At 66.0% G+C, this 17,390-nt stretch carries 16 protein-coding genes; 14 read left to right on the top strand and 2 right to left on the bottom strand.

Annotation, left to right across the window (positions count from 1 at the left end; translation table 11 throughout):
- From AC5JJ6_RS35330 to AC5JJ6_RS35305, 6 genes are all read left to right on the top strand, one after another.
- Positions 1–1,202, top strand: a 1,202-nt coding sequence (locus tag AC5JJ6_RS35330) for an alpha-amylase family glycosyl hydrolase (protein WP_496046523.1), incomplete at its 5' end; no start/stop codon positions are given.
- A 135-nt stretch (positions 1,203–1,337) separates the two neighbouring features.
- Positions 1,338–2,399, top strand: a complete 1,062-nt coding sequence (locus tag AC5JJ6_RS35325; protein ID WP_496046522.1) for an ABC transporter substrate-binding protein — start codon at positions 1,338–1,340, stop codon at positions 2,397–2,399.
- A gap of 9 nt (positions 2,400–2,408) precedes the next feature.
- The gene (locus tag AC5JJ6_RS35320) at positions 2,409–4,886 is read left to right on the top strand and encodes an ATP-binding cassette domain-containing protein (RefSeq protein WP_496046521.1); all 2,478 of its coding nucleotides are present in this window, start codon (positions 2,409–2,411) and stop codon (positions 4,884–4,886) included.
- A complete protein-coding gene (locus AC5JJ6_RS35315) occupies positions 4,883–5,866 on the top strand; it encodes an ABC transporter permease (protein WP_496046520.1) in 984 nt (327 codons plus the stop codon). Before AC5JJ6_RS35320 ends, AC5JJ6_RS35315 begins: the two co-directional genes overlap by 4 nt.
- Before the next feature lie 75 nt (positions 5,867–5,941).
- Complete coding sequence (locus AC5JJ6_RS35310; RefSeq protein ID WP_496046519.1) at positions 5,942–6,334, top strand: VanZ family protein; 393 nt, start codon at positions 5,942–5,944, stop codon at positions 6,332–6,334.
- On the top strand, positions 6,331–6,684 hold the full coding sequence (locus AC5JJ6_RS35305; RefSeq protein ID WP_496046518.1) for a hypothetical protein: 354 nt from the start codon (positions 6,331–6,333) through the stop codon (positions 6,682–6,684). Before AC5JJ6_RS35310 ends, AC5JJ6_RS35305 begins: the two co-directional genes overlap by 4 nt.
- Here AC5JJ6_RS35305 and AC5JJ6_RS35300 read toward each other — a convergent pair.
- Both AC5JJ6_RS35300 and AC5JJ6_RS35295 read right to left on the bottom strand, forming a co-directional pair.
- On the bottom strand, positions 6,666–8,195 hold the full coding sequence (locus AC5JJ6_RS35300; RefSeq protein ID WP_496046517.1) for an aldehyde dehydrogenase: 1,530 nt from the start codon (positions 8,193–8,195) through the stop codon (positions 6,666–6,668). The genes AC5JJ6_RS35305 and AC5JJ6_RS35300 overlap by 19 nt on opposite strands.
- Before the next feature lie 58 nt (positions 8,196–8,253).
- A complete protein-coding gene (locus AC5JJ6_RS35295) occupies positions 8,254–8,889 on the bottom strand; it encodes a GntR family transcriptional regulator (RefSeq protein WP_496046524.1) in 636 nt (211 codons plus the stop codon).
- Positions 8,890–9,147: 258 nt separating this feature from the next.
- Here AC5JJ6_RS35295 and AC5JJ6_RS35290 point away from each other — a divergent pair, with 258 nt between their 5' ends.
- From AC5JJ6_RS35290 to AC5JJ6_RS35255, 8 genes are all read left to right on the top strand, one after another.
- Positions 9,148–10,386 carry an ABC transporter substrate-binding protein gene (locus tag AC5JJ6_RS35290; protein ID WP_496046516.1) on the top strand — a complete coding sequence of 413 codons (1,239 nt, stop codon included), beginning with the start codon at positions 9,148–9,150 and terminating at the stop codon, positions 10,384–10,386.
- Between the two features lie 39 nt (positions 10,387–10,425).
- Positions 10,426–11,292 carry a branched-chain amino acid ABC transporter permease gene (locus AC5JJ6_RS35285; RefSeq protein ID WP_496046515.1) on the top strand — a complete coding sequence of 289 codons (867 nt, stop codon included), beginning with the start codon at positions 10,426–10,428 and terminating at the stop codon, positions 11,290–11,292.
- Positions 11,289–12,308 carry a branched-chain amino acid ABC transporter permease gene (locus AC5JJ6_RS35280; RefSeq protein ID WP_496046514.1) on the top strand — a complete coding sequence of 340 codons (1,020 nt, stop codon included), beginning with the start codon at positions 11,289–11,291 and terminating at the stop codon, positions 12,306–12,308. The genes AC5JJ6_RS35285 and AC5JJ6_RS35280 overlap by 4 nt, the downstream gene beginning before the upstream one ends.
- On the top strand, positions 12,305–13,048 hold the full coding sequence (locus AC5JJ6_RS35275) for an ABC transporter ATP-binding protein (protein ID WP_496046513.1): 744 nt from the start codon (positions 12,305–12,307) through the stop codon (positions 13,046–13,048). The genes AC5JJ6_RS35280 and AC5JJ6_RS35275 overlap by 4 nt, the downstream gene beginning before the upstream one ends.
- Complete coding sequence (locus AC5JJ6_RS35270) at positions 13,038–13,766, top strand: ABC transporter ATP-binding protein (protein WP_496046512.1); 729 nt, start codon at positions 13,038–13,040, stop codon at positions 13,764–13,766. The genes AC5JJ6_RS35275 and AC5JJ6_RS35270 overlap by 11 nt, the downstream gene beginning before the upstream one ends.
- 8 nt (positions 13,767–13,774) lie before the next feature.
- Positions 13,775–14,581: an alpha/beta fold hydrolase gene (locus tag AC5JJ6_RS35265; protein WP_496046511.1), complete on the top strand. Its 807-nt coding sequence runs from the start codon at positions 13,775–13,777 to the stop codon at positions 14,579–14,581.
- Positions 14,582–14,608: 27 nt separating this feature from the next.
- Complete coding sequence (locus tag AC5JJ6_RS35260; protein WP_496046510.1) at positions 14,609–15,406, top strand: alpha/beta fold hydrolase; 798 nt, start codon at positions 14,609–14,611, stop codon at positions 15,404–15,406.
- Positions 15,407–15,640: 234 nt separating this feature from the next.
- The gene (locus tag AC5JJ6_RS35255; protein WP_496046509.1) at positions 15,641–17,344 is read left to right on the top strand and encodes a pyrroloquinoline quinone-dependent dehydrogenase; all 1,704 of its coding nucleotides are present in this window, start codon (positions 15,641–15,643) and stop codon (positions 17,342–17,344) included.
- Positions 17,345–17,390: the final 46 nt, after the last annotated feature.

The following is a 17,390-nucleotide window of genomic DNA, read 5'->3' as shown; positions in this document are numbered from 1 at the left end:
ACTGGTATGTCTGGAGCGACCCGCAGCCCGACGGCAGTCCGCCCAACAACTGGCTGTCGGTGTTCGGCGGCAGTTCGTGGCAGTGGGATTCCCGCCGCCGGCAGTATTACCTGCACAATTTCCTGACCGAGCAGCCCGACCTGAACTTCCACAACGAGGAAACCGTCGGTGCCCTGCTCGACACCGTCAAGTTCTGGCTGGACCGGGGCGTCGACGGTTTCCGCCTGGACACCACCAACTTCTACTTCCACGACGCCGCGTTGCGCTCCAACCCGCCCGATCCTGCCGTCCCGGACTACAAGCGGATCGAGGCATATCATTGGCAGGACCACCGCTACGACAAGAACCGCCCGGAGACGCCGGGCTTCCTCCGGCGGCTGCGCGCCCTGCTGGACCTCTATCCCGGATCGGCGACGGTCGGCGAGATCGGCCAGGGTCCCCGCTCGCTCGACCTGATGGCGGAGTATACCGGCGGCGGCGACAAGCTGAACATGGCCTATACCTTCGACTTCCTCGGTGCGGCCTTCACGGCGGATCACTTCCGCTCCCACATCGCCCGCTTCGAGGAGGTCGCCGTCGACGGCTGGCCGTGCTGGGCCTTTTCCAACCATGACGTGGTGCGCCATGTCAGCCGGTGGCGGTCGCATGCCGCGTCCGATGACTTGAGTTTCGCCAAGCTCACCGCGGCGCTCCTGCTGTCGCTGAGAGGCTCCGTCTGCCTGTACCAGGGCGAGGAACTGGGCCTGCACGAGGCCGAACTGGCGTACGAGGACCTAGTCGATCCCTATGGCCTCCGCCTCTGGCCCGAGTTCAAGGGCCGTGACGGCTGCCGGACGCCGATGGTCTGGGACTGCGGCTCGCCGGCCGGCGGATTCACCAGGGGACGACCGTGGCTGCCGGTATCCGCCGCCCATCTCGGCCGTGCCGTGAATGCCCAGGACACCGATGCGGGTTCCATTCTGAACTACTACCGGCGCCTGCTGCGCTTCCGCGCCAAGCATCCGGCGCTGGTCAAGGGCGACATCTCCTTTCTCGGCAACGCCTCACCGGAACCGGGCGAAGTGCTGGCTTTCGTCCGGCGGCACCAGGGCTCCGAGATCCTCTGCGTCTTCAATCTGTCAGGGAAGCCGGCGACCTTCCGGAACGGCGGCGAGGACATCCGGCTTGCCGGCCACGGGGTCCATATCGGCGGGTTCGTCTAAGGAAGGGCGCATGTTTTCCCCGCACAAAGCATCTTGCTTCCCGAGCCAACTGGTATGATGATTGTTCCACAACAAAGCCGGTGCGAACAAACCGGCGGAAAAAGCCGTGGCATCAACCAGTGGGAGGGAAGCGCCGTGCAGAATCCATCGAAATCCCGGAATCGCGTGATCTTCGCCGCCTTGGCGGCAACCCTGCTGTTCTCGCTCGCCGCAGCTCCGAACACCGCCCAGGCGTCGCCGGAAAGCCCGGTGATCGCGCTGTCCAACTCCTACTACGGCAATACCTGGCGCCACCAGATGGTCGAAAGCTTCGAGGAAGCCGCCGGCCAAGCCAAGAAGGACGGCAAGATCCAGGACTTCATCGTCGTCAACGGCGACGGCACGACCAACCAGCAGATGAGCCAGATGGCCGACCTGATCCTGCGCAAGGTCGATGTCATCGCCATCAACGCCGCGTCGGAAACGGCGCTCAACGGAACGATCCAGAAGGCTTGCCAAGCCGGCATCAAGGTCCTCGCCTTCGACAGCATCGTCTCGGCCCCCTGCGCCTATACGCTGGGCTTCGATTTCGCCAAGTACCAGGGCGACATGGCGCGGGAGATCGCCAAGCGCCTGAACGGCAAGGGCAACATCATCGTCGTTCGCGGCGTCAAGGGCTCGGCGCCCGACAACGAGATGTACAACGGCCAGATCGAGGCGCTGAAGCAGTTCCCCGAGATCAAGACGGTCGCGACGGTCTACGGGCAGGCGACCACCTCGGTCGCCCAGTCGGCGGTCGCCAACGTGCTGCCGAGCCTGCCGCATGTCGATGCCGTGCTGGGGCAGGGCGGCGGCGACGACTTCGGCATCGCCCAGGCGTTCGAGCAGTACGGCGGCGCTTACGCCGACGCCATGCCGATCATCAGCGGCGGCGGCAGCTCGAACTTCATCCAGTGGTGGAGCGAGCGGCGGAGGAAGAACGGCTACTCCACCATCTCGATGAACACGACGCCCGGCATCGGCGGCGCCGCCTTCTGGCTCTCGTATGAAATCGCCAAGGGCGCCAAGCCGCCGCAGAAGATGACGATGCCGGTCGCGGTCGTGGACGAAAAGAACCTGGACGAGTACCTGAAGATGCCGTCCGGCACCATCGTCAGCCCATCCTTCAGCCAGGAATGGGTGCAGCGGACGCTTCTCCAGTCCCCGGCCAAGCAGTAGGCATCGCTGATGGCCGAAGCCGTATCCCGCATGCCGGTCGAAACCCTGGAGACTCCGCCACCGGCAAGCGCAAGCCTCCCGGTGGCGGCCCTCGACCGGATAACCCGGACCTTCGGTCCAACGCTTGCCAACGACGACGTCACCCTGTCGGTCCGCCCCGGCGAGGTTATCGGCCTCGTCGGGGCGAACGGCGCCGGCAAGAGCACGCTGATGCGCATCCTGTGCGGCGTGACCGCGCCGGATAGCGGAACGCTCACGCTGGACGGCCGGCCGGTTCCGTTCCGGGACTGGTCCCCCGCCGCCGCCCGGCGTTCCGGCATCCGCATCGTCTATCAGGAACTGTCGCTCTGCACCAACCTGACCGTGTCGGAGAACTTCTATCTGGAGGAACCGGCGCACGGTACCCTCTCGCCGTTCTGGCGCGCCCGCTACCGCCGGTTCGCACAGGCCGGGATCGATGCCGTGTTTCCCGGCAGCGGCATCGATCCGGGTGCCGTCCTTGCCGGACTTCCGCTCGGCCAGCGTCAGATGGTCGAGATCGCCCGCGCCGCCAGCGATCCCAAGCTGAAGCTGCTGATCCTGGACGAGCCGACTTCGTCGCTGGATGCCGCACGGGCAGCCCAGCTCAGGGACTATGTCGGCCGCCGTGCCGCACAAGGCATCTCCTTCATCTTCATCAGCCATAAGCTTCGCGAGGTGCTGGAGATCGCGACCCGCGTCGTCGTCATGCGCAACGGCCGCATCGCGCGGGAGGGCAGCGCCCGGGACTTTACCGTCCATTCCCTGGTGGAATTGATGGGAGGCGGAACCGGCACGGCTGCCGCCAGCGCCGGTACTCGCAACCCGCAGGCACCTGCCCGCGAGATCCTGCGGCTCGGCGGCGCGCTCACGGCACCGCTCGGACGGGAAGTCGTCCTGCATGCCGGCGACATCGTCGGCTTCGCCGGTCTGGAAGGCAGCGGCCAGCGCGCGCGCCTGCACGCCATCCGAGCCGCCCATCCCGGTGCCGGCTTCGTGTCCGGCGACCGCCAGCGCGACGGCGTGCTGCCGCAGTGGTCGGTGCTGTCCAACATCGGCATCGGCGCGCTGGCCGGCAAGCCGCTGGCATCCCTGGTGGCGAGGGAGGAAGAGGCGGAGACCGCCAAGCACTGGGCCGAACGTCTGCGTCTCGATCCCGCACGCCTGTCCTCCAACGTGCTTCAGCTCAGCGGCGGCAACCAGCAGAAGGCGCTGGTCGCCCGCGCCCTGGCGCGCCGGTCCGACCTGCTGCTTCTCGACGATCCGACGCGCGGGGTCGACGTCGCCTCCAAGCATGATTTCTACCGTGTCGTGCGGCAGAGCGCGGATGCCGGAGTCGCGGTGATCTGGTACAGCACCGAGGACATCGAGCTTCTGCAATGCACCCGCGTCCTCGTCTTCCACAAGGGAGCCATCGTCCGCGAACTGCTAGGCGCCGATATCTCGGAGGAGAGCATCGTCGATACCGCCTTCCTCCATGAGAAGGAGGAGAGCGGGCGGGACGGCCGCGGCGGGAACGCCGCTCCGGTGGAACGCAGACACAGCACCGCCGGCCTCCTGAACCACGCGATCCCATTGATCGGCCTCCTGCTGGTCTGCTCCGCCCTGGCTGCGCTCAACCCCGCGGCTGCCAGCCTGTTCGGCATCGACCTGCTGCTCAGTTCGGCGGTTCCGCTGGTCCTGATCGCGCTGGCTCAGATGTTCGTCGTCGGGGGAAGTCAGATAGACCTTGGCATCGGCGCGTTCGCCGGTCTGGTCAACGTGGTCAGCGCCACTGTTCTGACCGGGCAGCCCAGCCTGGGAGTCGTCCTGCTGGCCGCCGGGCTCGGCGGCTACGCTGTGGTCGGCGCCCTGATCGAACGGCGCCGGATTCCCGCCATCGTCGTGACGCTGGGCGCCAGCTTCATCTGGCTCGGGTGCGGCTACACGCTCCAGTCCGCTCCGGGCGGCATGGCGCCGGACTGGCTGATGGCGGCGGTGAACTGGCAGATCCCTGGCCTTCCGACCTCGCTGCTGCTGATCCTGATGGCTGGCCTGTGCGGCGTCGCCGTCAACCGTTCGCGCACCGGCGTCGTGCTGCGGGGTTTCGGCAACAACGCGGCCGCCCTGGAGCAGGGCGGATGGTCTCCGCTCCGGTATACGGTGCTGCGCTACGTCGTCGCCGGTCTCTTCGCGACGGTCGCGGGATTGTCCCTGACCGCGATCACGACGGCCAGCGACATCAACGCCGGCGGCGGCTTCACGCTGCTTAGCATCGCCGCCGTGGTGATCGGCGGATGCCATCTGCTGGGTGGTACCGTCACGGCGATGGGGGTTACGGCGGGAGCCGTGACCCTCTCGCTGATCGGATCGCTGCTCAGCTTTCTCGGCGTCAGCACGGACTACAACGCCGCCGTCCAGGGATTGCTGCTGATCGCCATCCTGGGTCTGCGGACCCTGATCGAGCGGCGGGAGGACGGTGCGGAATGACGGCGCTTCCCGCATACCGGCCCGCTCCCTCGTTCTTCCAGTGGGTCGAGACGCGGCGCTGGATCTGGTCGCTCGCCGGCATCGCCATCCTGTGGCTGGTTCTCAGCGTGCTGACGTCCCGCTTCAGCCTTCAAAGCCTGTCGGGCGTCGCGGCTTCCGCCGCCTTCCTGCTGTTCCCGTCGCTCGGTCAGATGATCGTGGTGACGACCGGCCGGGGCAACATCGACCTGTCGATCCCCAGCGTCATCACCCTGTCCGCCTTCCTGTCGGTCAACATCGTCGATGGGTCCGATGCGCGGCTGGCGCTGGGGCTTGGCGCGGTTGCGGCGGTCGGATTGGGAGTAGGGGCAGTCAATGCCTTCCTCGTGCTGGCGCTGCGCATCCCCGCGATGATCGCGACCCTTGCGACCGGCTACGTCCTGGCGACCGCGACCCTGCTGGCGAACCGGTCCTTCTCCACCTACCGGGTCAGCCCCATGCTCGCATGGTTCGCGACTGGCAAGGTGGCCGGCGTTCCGGTGATCGTGCTGGCGGCCCTGGCGGCGACCGCGCTCGCCGCCTTCGTGCTCAGCCGTACCGTTTTCGGGCGCGCGTTGTCCGCCGTCGGGCAGAACCGGCGCGCGGCGGAACTGGCCGGTGTCCCGGCGAGCCGGGTGATCGCCATCGCGTTCCTCGTCAGCGGAGCCGCGGCGGGGCTGACCGGCGCCCTGCTGTCTGCGCGGGCCGGCGGCGCCTTTCTCGACATGGGCAGCCCTTTCCTGCTCCAATCGGTGGGAGCCGTCGTGCTGGGCGGCACGTTGATCTTCGGCGGCTGCGCCACCGCGTTCGGGACGCTGTGCGGTTCCGTCCTGCTGGTGCTGATCGTGACGACTATGCAGATCGCCGGGTTGCCCGGCGGCACCCAGGAGATCATCCAGGGCGTTGTCATCATCGCCGTGCTCGCATTGGCGGGTGTGGCGGGGCGCGAGAGCCGGAGATGAGGGGGAAGCCGCCTGCTCCAGCCGGTAACCCGGCCGCGCCGTGGAACTTCCGGCTGCCGGGCGGCATGAAGGAGCATGACCCATGTCGACAATATTCTTCTTCGTACGCCCAATGTCTTGCTGGTACGGGCAGCCGCCGTCTGTGCTGCCGTCGTGATCGCTTTCGCATCGCTGTCGGCCCAGGGGCCGGCGATTCAGTCGGGGCTGAGCGACAAGGTGGACCATCTTGCCGCCTATACGGTCCTGATGCTGCTGATGGCGCTGGGCTGGTCGCACCGGATCGGTCTAGGCATCCTTCTGGGAGCCGCCGTCGGCTTCGGCGGCCTTCTCGAACTGCTCCAGGCATTCTCGCCGGGCAGGCAGCCGGATTGGGCCGATTTCGCGGTCAATTCCTGCGGGGCGCTGATCGGACTTGCGTTCGCCTTCCTGGTCTTCCGCCAGAGGCGCCACGGAATGAGGGCAGGATGAGCCAGCTTCTCGCCGCCGTCGCCCTCGTTCTGCCGATGCTGTCGTCGTCCCCGGCGCCCGCATCGCCCGTCCATAGGGTAGCAGCCGATGCTTCGTCCGTGCTGGCACAGCAGCGCGGAACCGGCCCAAGCCGGGGGCTGGCTCCGATCCGGCCGCCCACCGTGCGCCCGCCGCCGGCACCCCGGTCGCTTCCCGACCTGACCTCGCCGCCGTCATATCAGCCGCCTGTCCAGCCGCAGCGGCCGGCGGTTCGTCCGCCTCCCGATTACCGGCCGCCGACGGACTCCGGCCCGCCGGGTGAGTACCGCCGCCTGCCTCCCCCCGGTGCCGGTCAGTTCAATCGGGACTGACCTGCGGTATCCTGATACCAGTCGAACGGCTTGTCGCCCAGATTGACCATGACGCTCTTGACGTCGAAGTGATCGTCGAAGGACTCCGGGCCGAACTCGCGGCCGGCACCCGAGAGCTTGACGCCACCCCAGGGCGAGGCGGGGTCCAACCGGTGATGGTCGTTGATCCACACGATGCCCGCCTCCACCTTCGCCGCGACCCGGTGGGCACGGGCGATATCGCGGGTGCGGATCGCGGCCGCCAGCCCGAAGGGCGAGTTGTTGGCAAGCTCGATCGCCTCCTCCTCGCTCGAGAACGGCGTTACCGAGGTGAACGGCCCGAACACCTCTTCCTGGAAGATCCGGGTTTCCGGCTTCACGTCGGCGAACACCGTCGGCTCGACGAAGAAGCCCCGGTCGGCCAGATGCTCCGGTATCCTGCCGCCGGCGACCAGGCGGGCGCCGTCCTCATGGCCGAACTGGACGTATTTGAGGACCCGCTGGCGCTGACGTTCCGAGATCACCGGACCGAGCTGGGTGGACGGATCGGTCGGATCCCCGATCCGGATCGACTTGGCCTTGGCCGCCAATCCGGCGACGAAGTCGTCGTAGATGTCGCGGTGGACGATATGCCGGCTGCCGCAGACGCAGGTCTGGCCGGCCCCGATGAAGGCGCCGAAGGCGGCGTAGTTGACGGCTTGCTCAAGGTCGAAGTCGGGGAACACGATGACCGGGGTCTTGCCCCCCAGTTCGAGCGTCGCATGGGCGAAGTGGCGTCCGGCCTGACTGCCTGCATACTGTCCGGCCTCGGTGCCGCCCGTCAGGACGATCTTGTTGAGGTCGGGATGGTCGCACAGCGCCTTGCCGGTCGTGGGACCCAGCCCCGTGACGATGTTGAACACGCCGTCGGGCAGCCCCGCCTCGGTGAAGATGCGGGCGAGCGCCAGGGTGGTGAGAGGCGTGTACTCGGACGGCTTGACCACGGTGACGCAGCCGGACGCGAACACCGGCGCCAAGCTCTTGCACATGATCATCAGCGGATGGTTGAACGGCGTGCAGTTGCCGACCACGCCGATCGGCGTGCGCCGCGTGTAGTTCAGGTAGTCGCCCTCCACTGGGATGACGGCGTCGCGGCGGGACAGCGCCAGGCCGGAGTTGTATCGGAAGAAGTCGGGCAGGCGGCGCAGCTGGGCCCTGGTCTCGTTGAGCGGCCGGCCGTTGTTCATCGTTTCGAGATGATAAAGCTCCTCAAGGTTGGCCTCGAAGGCATCGGCCAGCTTGTTGACCAGCCGGGCGCGGGTGCGGACGTCCATGCCCGACCATTCCTTGCTCCGGAAGGCGGCACGGGAGTTCCGGACCGCCCGGTCGACGTCTTCGACGGTTGCATGGGCAATGCGGGCGATCAACTTGCCGGTGGCGGGATTGAGGACGTCGATCAGCTCAGGGTTGGAGGCGGCGACTTCCCCGCCGCCGATATAGAGACCGTGGGTCTCGACGCTGCTCTTGGACTTTATGGCGTCAGCGAGGCTCATGTTCACTCCCCAGGGTACCGTTTTCTATTGCTTGGACGTGCGTTTCGACTTCGTTTTCTCAGGCCAGCACGGCGGCCCATTCCAGGGCGGAGATCAGGCGCTTCTCGGCAGCCTGGGTGTGGGACTTGAGAAGGTTGACCGCCAGTTTGGCGTTGCGTTCCTGCACGGCGTCGATGATCGCGCAGTGCTCCGCGACGAGCTTCTGCGGGTTGCGTCCCCTGATCGTATTGACGCTGAGCCGGACGACCCGGTCCATTTCCTCGATCAGGTCGCAGGTCGCCTTGCTCAAGCGGCTATTGCCGGAACAGCGCGCCAACTGGCAATGAAAGTCCTTGTTGTAGGTGATGAAGGCGGAAGCGTCCTCGTCCGAGAACGTCCTGAAACGGTCGAGATCGGCCAGTTGCTGGTCCGTAGCATTGCGGCTGGCTTCCGCCACGCAGGCGAGTTCCAGAACTTGGCGGAACGCGAACATGTCGTGCGCGTCCGACACCGATACCGGCGATACTCGATAGCCCTGCCGCGGCATGACGGCGACCAATCCTTCGCGGACCAGTTGCTGCAATGCTTCGCGGACAGGGGATTTGCTGACCTCGAACCGGACCGCCAGTTCCTGCTCGCGCAGTTCGATCCCCGGCGCCAGCGCACAGGTCAGAATCTCACTCCGCAGCGTTGCGTAAATCTCTTCCCGCAGCATTTCAGTCAACCGATCCACGATCCAGTAACATTATTTTGACAGCCGTGATATCTCACGTCAACGCAAAAACTCTGTTTATCAAATCTGGAATGGAGCTTCTGAGAGGATAAAGATCCCCGTCATCGTTGGGTTTTCTGCTTATTATCGGTGCGAGATCGGTTATGCAGTTGACAGAAAGATCGATCCAGTGAGATCGTCTGATAAACAAAAACACTGTGCCGTGATGTTCCGACGGCAAGACAAAAGGGAGGATGTGATATGCTGCATCGCGGCAAGACTCTGTCGGCTGCCCTGTTATCCACGGTATTCCTGTCCTCGTTGCTGCCCGGCGCCGCGTCGGCGCAGACCGATCCGATCAAGGTCGGTTTCATGACCGTCCGCTCCGGCGCGTTGAGTGCCGGCGGCCGACAGATGGAGGAAGGGCTGAAGCTGTGCGTCGACCAGCACGGCGGCAAGATGGCCGGCCGCGCGGTTGAGGTGATAACGGCCGACACCGCCGGGCAGCCGGCCGTCACCAAGACCAAGGCGCAGGAACTGGTGGAGCGGAACGGCGTGGACGTGCTGATCGGACCACTGGCCGCCTTCGAGGCGCTGGCGATCGACGATTATATCCGGCAGGCGAAAATCCCGACGATCTCTCCTTCCGCCGCCGCCGAGGACATGACCCAGCGCAAACCTAATCCCTGGTTCGTGCGGGCCGTCGGCACCTCGGCCCAGCCCTACCATCCCTTCGGCGAATATGCCGCCAAGGAACTGGGCTATAAGAAGATCGCGGTGATCGCCGACGACTTCGCCTTCGGCCACGAGATTGCGTCGGGCTTCCAGCGCACCTTCGAGGAGAACGGCGGGAAGGTCGTCCAGAAGCTCTGGTCGCCGCTCAATACGCCGGATTATGGTTCCTATATTTCCCAGATCGAGCCCGACGTGGATGCCGTATTCGCGGCGTTCGCGGGCGGCAACGGCATCAAGTTCCTCCAGCAGTACAACAACTACGGCATGACGACGCCCGTCCTGGGCGCCATGACGACGGTGGACGAGGGCGTGCTGAAGAGCATGGGCGACGAGGCGGTCGGCGTCATCTCCGCCGGCTGGTACAGCGCCGCGAACAGCAATCCGGGCAACAAGGAATTCACCGAGGCGGTGCGCAAGCAGTACGGTGCCGATCCCGGCTACTATACCGTCGGCGCCTATATGGCCTGCCAGTTCCTGAACAATGCGCTGGAGAAGGTCGGCGGCAATGTCGAGGACCGCGAGGCGCTGATGAAGGCGCTCCGCTCCGTCAGCATCGACAGCGGTCCCTACGGCAAGGTCTCGATCGACGATCTGGGCCAGCCGGTGATGGACGTCACGATCCGCAAGGTCGAGAAGAAGGACGGGCGCCTTCAGAACACGGTGGTCAAGACCTATCCCGCGACCAGCCAGTTCTGGACCTATGACCAAAAGGAGTTCCTGGCGCAGCCCGTCTACTCGCGCGACTACCAGCCGGCGAAGAAGTAATCCCGGATCAAGGCCCCATCGGGGCCGTGAGGACGCGTCATGCATTTTTACGTCATGCAGGGATTGAACGGGCTGGCGCTCGGTGCCCTCCTGTTCATTCTCTCCGCGGGATTCTCCCTGATCTTCGGGCTGATGCGGGTCGCGAACCTGTCGCACGGCGCCTACTTCATGCTGGGCGCCTATGTCGGCCTAACCTGCATCGACCGGGGCTACGGCTTCTGGGCCGGCGTGCTGGCCGGTGGAGCGACGGTAGCGCTGCTGGGCGGGCTGGTCGAACGGTTGATCCTGCGCAGGCTCGCCGGCCGGCCCCTGCAACAGGTGCTCGTGACGCTCGGCATTGCCTTCATCATCGCCGACGCTTGCATCTGGCTATGGACCGGCGATCCCCGGCCGGTGCCGTCGGGATTCGAGGGGGTCTTCCGCTTCCAGGGCTTCGTCTTCCCCAAATACCGCCTGTTCGTGGTCGCCGTCGCCTGCGCACTGGGACTGGCCCTGTGGCTGCTGATGGAACGGACGCGCCTGGGCGCCATGATCCGGGCCGGGGTGGACGACATGGACATGGCCCGAGCCATGGGCATCCGGACGTCCGTCCTATTCACCGTCGTCTTCTGCCTGGGCGCCGCGCTGGCGGGGGCCGGCGGAGTGCTGGCCGGACCGATCCTGTCGGTCTATCCCGGCCTCGACAGCGACATGCTGCCCCTGGCGCTGGCGCTGGTGGTGGTGGTGGTGATCCTGGGCGGCGTCGGCAGCCTGGGCGGCGCGTTCGTCGGCAGCTTCATCATCGGCTTCATCTACAGCTACGGTCAGGCCCTGCTGCCCGACCTGGCGTACGTGATCCTGTTCCTGCCCATGGTGCTGGTGCTGACGCTCCGGCCGCGCGGCCTGATGGGAAGGAGAACAGTATGAAACCGTCCCTGCTCTGGGTCGCGGCATTCGGCGCCGTGCTGATCCTGCTGCCGCAGGTCATCGATTCCGCCTACTACGTCAATCTTTGCAGCCAGATCCTGATCGCCGCGATCCTGGCTTCCAGCCTCAACATCCTGGTCGGGTTCGGCGGTCTGACTTCGCTGGGGCACGCGGCCTATGCCGGGACGGCGGCCTATTTCACGGTCTACCTGAGCGCCCATGCCGGGTTCGGCTATCTGGCGGGTGCCGCGATGGCCCTTGCCGGAACGACCGCTATGGCTTTGCTGTTCGGCCTGCTGGCGCTGCTGGCGCTGCGGGCCTCCGGTCTCGGCTTCCTGATGATCACGCTGGCACTCGGACAGATCCTGTGGGGCATCGCCTATCGCTGGGTCAGCCTGACCGGCGGCGACAACGGGCTCGGCGGCTTTACGCGGCCGCAGCCGTTCGGCATCGATCTGGCCGATCCGGCCGCATTCTACTACTTCGCGCTCGTGGTCTTCGGGCTGGCGTTGTTCGCGATCCACCGCTTCATGCATTCGCCGTTCGGCCAGAGCCTCCAGGGGACGCGCGACCAGCCGCGCCGCATGTCGGCACTCGGTTATAATGTCCGACTGATCCAATTGCTGAGCTTCGTTTATGCCGGGTTCTGGGGCGCCGTCGCCGGGCTGCTCTACGCCTATTATCACCAGTTCGTCAGCCCACATGTCCTGCACCTGACGACCTCAGCCGAAACCTTGCTGATGGTCATCGCCGGCGGGGCGGGGACGCTGTTCGGACCTGTGGTCGGCGCAGCACTGGTCGTGATCCTCAAGAACATGGCGAGCGCCTACATCGCCCGCTGGATGATGCTGCTGGGCGCCGTCTTCGTCGCCATCGTGCTGTTCATGCCGGACGGACTGGTGCCGGGCGTGTCGCGGCTGATCCGCCGGTTCAGGAACACCCGGCGGACAGCCGTGAAAAACACGGAACCTGACGCTGCGGCGCTGCCGCCAACCCTGGGCAAGAGGTCGGCATGAATACCGCAGTCCTTGAGATAGCCGGCCTCAACCGCTTCTTCGGCGGCCTGCCCGCGGTCCAGAACGTCACCCTCAAGGTCGAAGCGGGCGAGCGGCGGCTTCTGCTCGGCCCCAACGGCGCCGGCAAGACGACGCTGTTCAACCTGATCGCCGGCGATCTCAAGCCGAGTTCGGGAACGATCAGCCTGTTCGGCCGGGACGTGACGAAACTGCGGACCGATCAGCGCACCCAGTGCGGCGTCGCCCGCACCTACCAGATCATCACCCTGTTCGCCAAGCAGACGCTGGCCCACAACGTCGTACTGTCCCTGCTGGGCCTGCGCAAGCGCCGCTGGAACCCGTTCGCCGACCTGGGTGCGGAGAGCGCGTTGTGGGAGCGCGCCCGCGAGGTCCTGAGCCTTGTCGGACTGGGCCATGCCGCCGACCGTCCCGTGCTGGAGACCAGCTATGGCGAACGCCGCCGGCTCGAAATCGCCATGGCGCTGGCCCAGGACCCGAAGATCCTGCTGCTCGACGAGCCGCTCGCCGGCCTGTCCGCCGACGAACGGCTCGAGGTCCAACGCCTGCTGGAGCGCATTCCGCGCGACGTGACCATCGTCATGATCGAACACGACATGGACGTGGCGTTGGCCTTCGCGGACCGCATCACGGTTCTTCAGCGCGGCCAGATCGTGGTCGAGGGCACCCGAGCGGAAGTCGTCGCCGATCCCAAGACCAGGGAGGTCTATCTTGGCCACTGATGCCCTCGTCCTCGACGGGCTCGATTCCTTCTACGGCGACAGCCACGTCCTTCACGACGTCTCGTTCAGCGTCGGCGCCGGCCGCGTCCTGGGCCTGCTCGGACGGAACGGTGCCGGCAAGAGCACCTGCATCGGCTCGATCATCGGCTTCGTACGGTCCAGGGCGCGTGAGATGCGTCTGTTCGGCGAACCCATCGCGGGACTGAGCCCCGAGGCATTATCGTTCAAGGGCATCGGCTTGGTGCCGCAGGGCCGGCGCATCTTCCCGACGCTGACGGTGCGCGAGAACCTGACGGTGGCTGCCCGGACTTCCGCCAAGGGGCAGGGCGATGGCCGGCCGGGGTGGACCCTGGGGCACGTGTACGAGGCCTTCCCACGGCTGAAGGAGCGCGAGAAGCAGTTCGCCGGCTCGCTGTCCGGCGGCGAGCAGCAGATGCTGGCGATATGCAGGGCGCTGATGACCAATCCCCGCCTGCTGCTGCTGGACGAGCCGTCGGAAGGGCTGGCGCCGCAGATCATCCAGGAGGTCGCGCGTGTCCTGGTCGACCTCAAGCGCAGCGGCCTTGCCATCGTCCTGGTCGAGCAGAACACCGCGCTCGCCACCGATATCGCCGACGATGTCGTCATCCTGAACAGCGGGCGCGTCGCCCATAGCGGACCGGTCTCGACGATCCGCTCCAACGAACAACTCCTGGAAAAACTCCTGGGGATCTATTGAGGGAACCCATGTCTCAGATCAACGTCAACGGCGGCACCCTGGACGCCGTGGAACAGGGCACGGGCAAGCCTTTGCTGCTGCTGCACTCGCTGCTTGCCGACCGTTCGGTCTTCGACCGGGTCGTGCCGGCGCTGGCGTCGGGACGCCGCGTCGTGGTTCCCGACCTGCCGGGCTTCGGCGGCTCGTCGTCCGCCGGTTCGGCCATCGAGGGCTTCGCCGACCGGCTGGCCGAGCTGTTCCCGGCCTTGGACCTCGGCCCGGACACCGACGTTCTCGGCAACGGTTTCGGCGGTTTCGTCGCCAGCACGCTGGCGATACGCCACGGACATCGGTTCGACCGGCTGGTGCTGGCCGACACCGGGGTCGAGTTCTCCGATGCCAGCAAGGCGGCGTTCCACGCCATGGCCGGACGCGTCCGCGAGCATGGGATGGAGGGCGTCGTCGATATCGCGATGAAGCGACTGTTCCCCGACGCCTTCATCGAGGCCAACCCCGATGTCATCGCCGAGCGCCGGGCGGCGCTGGTCAAGACCGATCCCGTGCTGTTCGCGCAGGCCTGCGAAGCGCTGGCCGCTCTCGACCTCAAGGACTCCATCGGCTCCATCAGGAACAGGACGCTGGTCCTGGTCGGCAGCCTGGACGCCGCGACGCCGCCCCCGATGTCGCAAGAACTGGCGAAGGCGATCCCGGGCGCCGAACTGGTCGAACTGCCCGGGCTGGGCCATGCCCCGATGGTCCAGGATCCTGACGGGTTCGTAAGGGCGATCTCCGGTTTCCTTGGCCTTGAGGCCGGCGCCCGCATGCGGGCCGTCTGATCCATAACCAACCGGGAAGAACGCTTCATGCCTGTCGCTCGCATCGGCCGCTACGACATCCACTATCTGGAGGAGGGCTCCGGACCCGCCGTGGTGATGATCCACGGTCTGGCAGGAGATCACACCGCTTGGTTGCCGCAGGTGGCGGAACTGCGCGACCGCTACCGTGTCGTCGTCTTCGACAACCGAGGTGCCGGCCGAAGCACCCAGATGGACGAGGCGGTCAGCACCGAGGATCTGGCGGCGGATGCCATCGGCCTGATGGAGCGTCTCGGCATCGATCGCGCGCATATCGTCGGCCGGTCGATGGGCGGGGCTATCGCACAGCACATCGCCCTGAAGCGGCCCGAACTGGTCCGGTCGCTGGTGCTTTGCGCTTCCTTCGCCCGATTGGACCCGCTGGGCCATCGGGTGCTGACCAACATGCGGGAGGTGCTGGAATGGCGGCACGACTGGCGCGACCATGCCCTGCACTCGATCCAGAACTTCGTCGGCTGGCGGTTCTACAACAGCAAACCCGAACGCATCGACAAAATCATCGACCTGATCGGCGGCGAAACGCGCCTGCCGGAATGCTATATCCGCCAAAACCACGCCTGCCTCGAGCACGACACGCTCGACCGCCTGGGTGAGATCTCGTGTCCGACGCTGATCATGGGAGGCGGCCAGGACCCGATCTGTTCACCGACCGCAACGCAGTGGATGGCCGAGCGCATCTCCAACTCGCAGACGGTCATCTTCGAGGGTTGCAGCCACTTCTTCCTGATGGAGGACGCCGATAAGTTCATGGCGCAACTGACCGGCTTCCTGGACCAGCAGGCATAGTCGTCACGGTGCGGAGAGGGCGGGCCGACTGCGACATGTGAGGCCGGCTCCTGCGCCAAGTGTGTCAGGCGGACCGGCCCGCTAGTGGGCCGGCCGGCGGAAATCCGCCATATCTTGTCTGCCAGCACTCCTCCAGCGCTGGCACCGGGATTGCAATTTACCCGATGCGATCGTGAGCGGTGCGAAGCGCCGCCAGCCAACGAGCAAAAAACGCGATCCTATCGGGAGGAACACATGAAGCTGGACGGAAAGACTGGCTCTCGGGCAGGCATTCTCAATCCGGGTGTCTGGATGCTCGCCCTCGCCCTGATCGGCGGGTACGTCACGCCTGCACCTGCCCAAACGTCTACAGCGGCCGCCGGGAGCGAGAACCCGAACGATTGGCCGCAGTACCACCGCACCTCCAACGCATGGCGCTACAGCCCGCTCGACCAGATCAACAAGACGACCGTCAAGAACCTCAAGGTCGCCTGGCTGCACCAGCCGGGCGACATCACGATGGGCTTGCAGGCGACGCCCATCGTCGTCGGCGGCGTCATGTACTACATCGCGCCCAATAACAACGTCTTCGCGCTCAACGCCGCGACTGGCGAGCAAGTCTGGCATTACCAGCCGCAGATCGACCCGCTCGCCTATGAGAGCTTCTACGCGTCGGCCAGCAGGGGCGTCACCGTCGGCAACGGCAAGGTCTATGTCGGGACGATGGACGGGCGTTTCGTCGCCGTCGATCAGGAGTCCGGCAAGGAGGTCTGGTCCACCCGTCTGGTCGATCAGTCCAAGTGTTCCGGCTGCTTGTTCTCGTCCCCGCCCGTCCTGGCCGGCAATGTCCTGGTCGGCGGCACGACGGGCGGCGACCAGCCGCAGCGGGGCAAGATCTTCGCGGTCAATGCCGCGACCGGCGAGCCGGCCTGGACCTTCGACACGATCAACGCCAGCGAAGCGAGCTGGCCGGGAGATACCGGCGATGTCGGCGGCGGCGGAGCGTGGCTGCCGGGAACCTACGATCCCGTATCCGATACGCTGTTCATCGGCACCAGCAATGCCGCACCCGACTTCTACGGCGACGGGCGGAAGGGCGACAACCTTTACACCGCAACGCTGCTGGCGCTCGATCCCAAGACCGGCAAGCTGAAATGGCACCGCCAGGAGATCCCGCACGATACCTGGGACTATGACAGCGCCTACGAGGCGCTGGTGGTCGAGAGGGACGGGCGCGAGTTGATCGTCCACCTCAACAAGAGCGGTTTCGTCTTCGTGATGGAGAAGGCGACCGGCGCTCTGGTCAATGTCTGGCCGCTCAGCGAGACGTACAACTTCGTCAAGTCCATCGATCCCAGAACGGGAGAACTGATCGACCGCCGGCCGCTGGAGTTCGGCAAGGAGAACATCGTCTGCCCCTATCTGCTGGGCACCCGAAGCTGGAACCACGGAGCTTTCAATCCGAAGACCGGCCTGTGGTACACGAACGCGATGGAAGTCTGCGAGATCGCGGTTCCCGGCAAGCAGGACCCGTCCAAGCTCGGCATCGCCGGGCTCTACCTTGGCGTCGACAAGCTGGAGGCGGTCCCGCCCCCCGGCCGCAAGGCCAGCGCCCGCCTGGATGCCCGCGATCCCGTTACCGGCGAACGCAAGTGGACGGTCGATTACCCGCTGCCGGGTCTGGGCAGCGTCCTGACCACGGGCGGTGGGCTGGTCTTCAACGGCGACCCGGAAGGCATCGTCAGGGCCTATGACGCGGATGACGGATCGGTGCTGTGGCAGTTCCGGGTAGGGTCCGGCATCCGCAGCGGCCTTGTCAGCTATGCCGTCAACGGCAAGCAGTACCTTGCGGTCCCGAGCGGCTGGGGCTCGCTGGCTCCGGGGTTCATGGCCAGCGTGTTCCCGCGCGTCAAGGAGTTGCAGGGCGGCGCTACGATGGTCGTCTTCGCCCTGGACTGATACCGGCGGGTTTGAAGATCGACCGGTGAAATGCGGGCTGCCGGGT

It is taken from the genome of Skermanella sp. (genome assembly GCF_059503625.1).
This window is presented reverse-complemented; position numbering and strand designations above follow the sequence as displayed.

Bases quoted from the DNA above. Each gene is read 5' to 3' on its own strand.
- AC5JJ6_RS35310 (WP_496046519.1), top strand. From the start codon at position 5,942: ATGACCCATGTCGACAATATTCTTCTTCGTACGCCCAATGTCTTGCTG.
- AC5JJ6_RS35320 (WP_496046521.1), top strand. From the start codon at position 2,409: ATGGCCGAAGCCGTATCCCGCATGCCGGTCGAAACCCTGGAGACTCCG.
- AC5JJ6_RS35295 (WP_496046524.1), bottom strand. From the start codon at position 8,889: ATGCTGCGGGAAGAGATTTACGCAACGCTGCGGAGTGAGATTCTGACC.
- AC5JJ6_RS35255 (WP_496046509.1), top strand. From the start codon at position 15,641: ATGAAGCTGGACGGAAAGACTGGCTCTCGGGCAGGCATTCTCAATCCG.
- AC5JJ6_RS35260 (WP_496046510.1), top strand. From the start codon at position 14,609: ATGCCTGTCGCTCGCATCGGCCGCTACGACATCCACTATCTGGAGGAG.
- AC5JJ6_RS35280 (WP_496046514.1), top strand. From the start codon at position 11,289: ATGAAACCGTCCCTGCTCTGGGTCGCGGCATTCGGCGCCGTGCTGATC.
- AC5JJ6_RS35305 (WP_496046518.1), top strand. From the start codon at position 6,331: ATGAGCCAGCTTCTCGCCGCCGTCGCCCTCGTTCTGCCGATGCTGTCG.
- AC5JJ6_RS35290 (WP_496046516.1), top strand. From the start codon at position 9,148: ATGCTGCATCGCGGCAAGACTCTGTCGGCTGCCCTGTTATCCACGGTA.
- AC5JJ6_RS35315 (WP_496046520.1), top strand. From the start codon at position 4,883: ATGACGGCGCTTCCCGCATACCGGCCCGCTCCCTCGTTCTTCCAGTGG.
- AC5JJ6_RS35285 (WP_496046515.1), top strand. From the start codon at position 10,426: ATGCATTTTTACGTCATGCAGGGATTGAACGGGCTGGCGCTCGGTGCC.
- AC5JJ6_RS35300 (WP_496046517.1), bottom strand. From the start codon at position 8,195: ATGAGCCTCGCTGACGCCATAAAGTCCAAGAGCAGCGTCGAGACCCAC.
- AC5JJ6_RS35275 (WP_496046513.1), top strand. From the start codon at position 12,305: ATGAATACCGCAGTCCTTGAGATAGCCGGCCTCAACCGCTTCTTCGGC.
- AC5JJ6_RS35265 (WP_496046511.1), top strand. From the start codon at position 13,775: ATGTCTCAGATCAACGTCAACGGCGGCACCCTGGACGCCGTGGAACAG.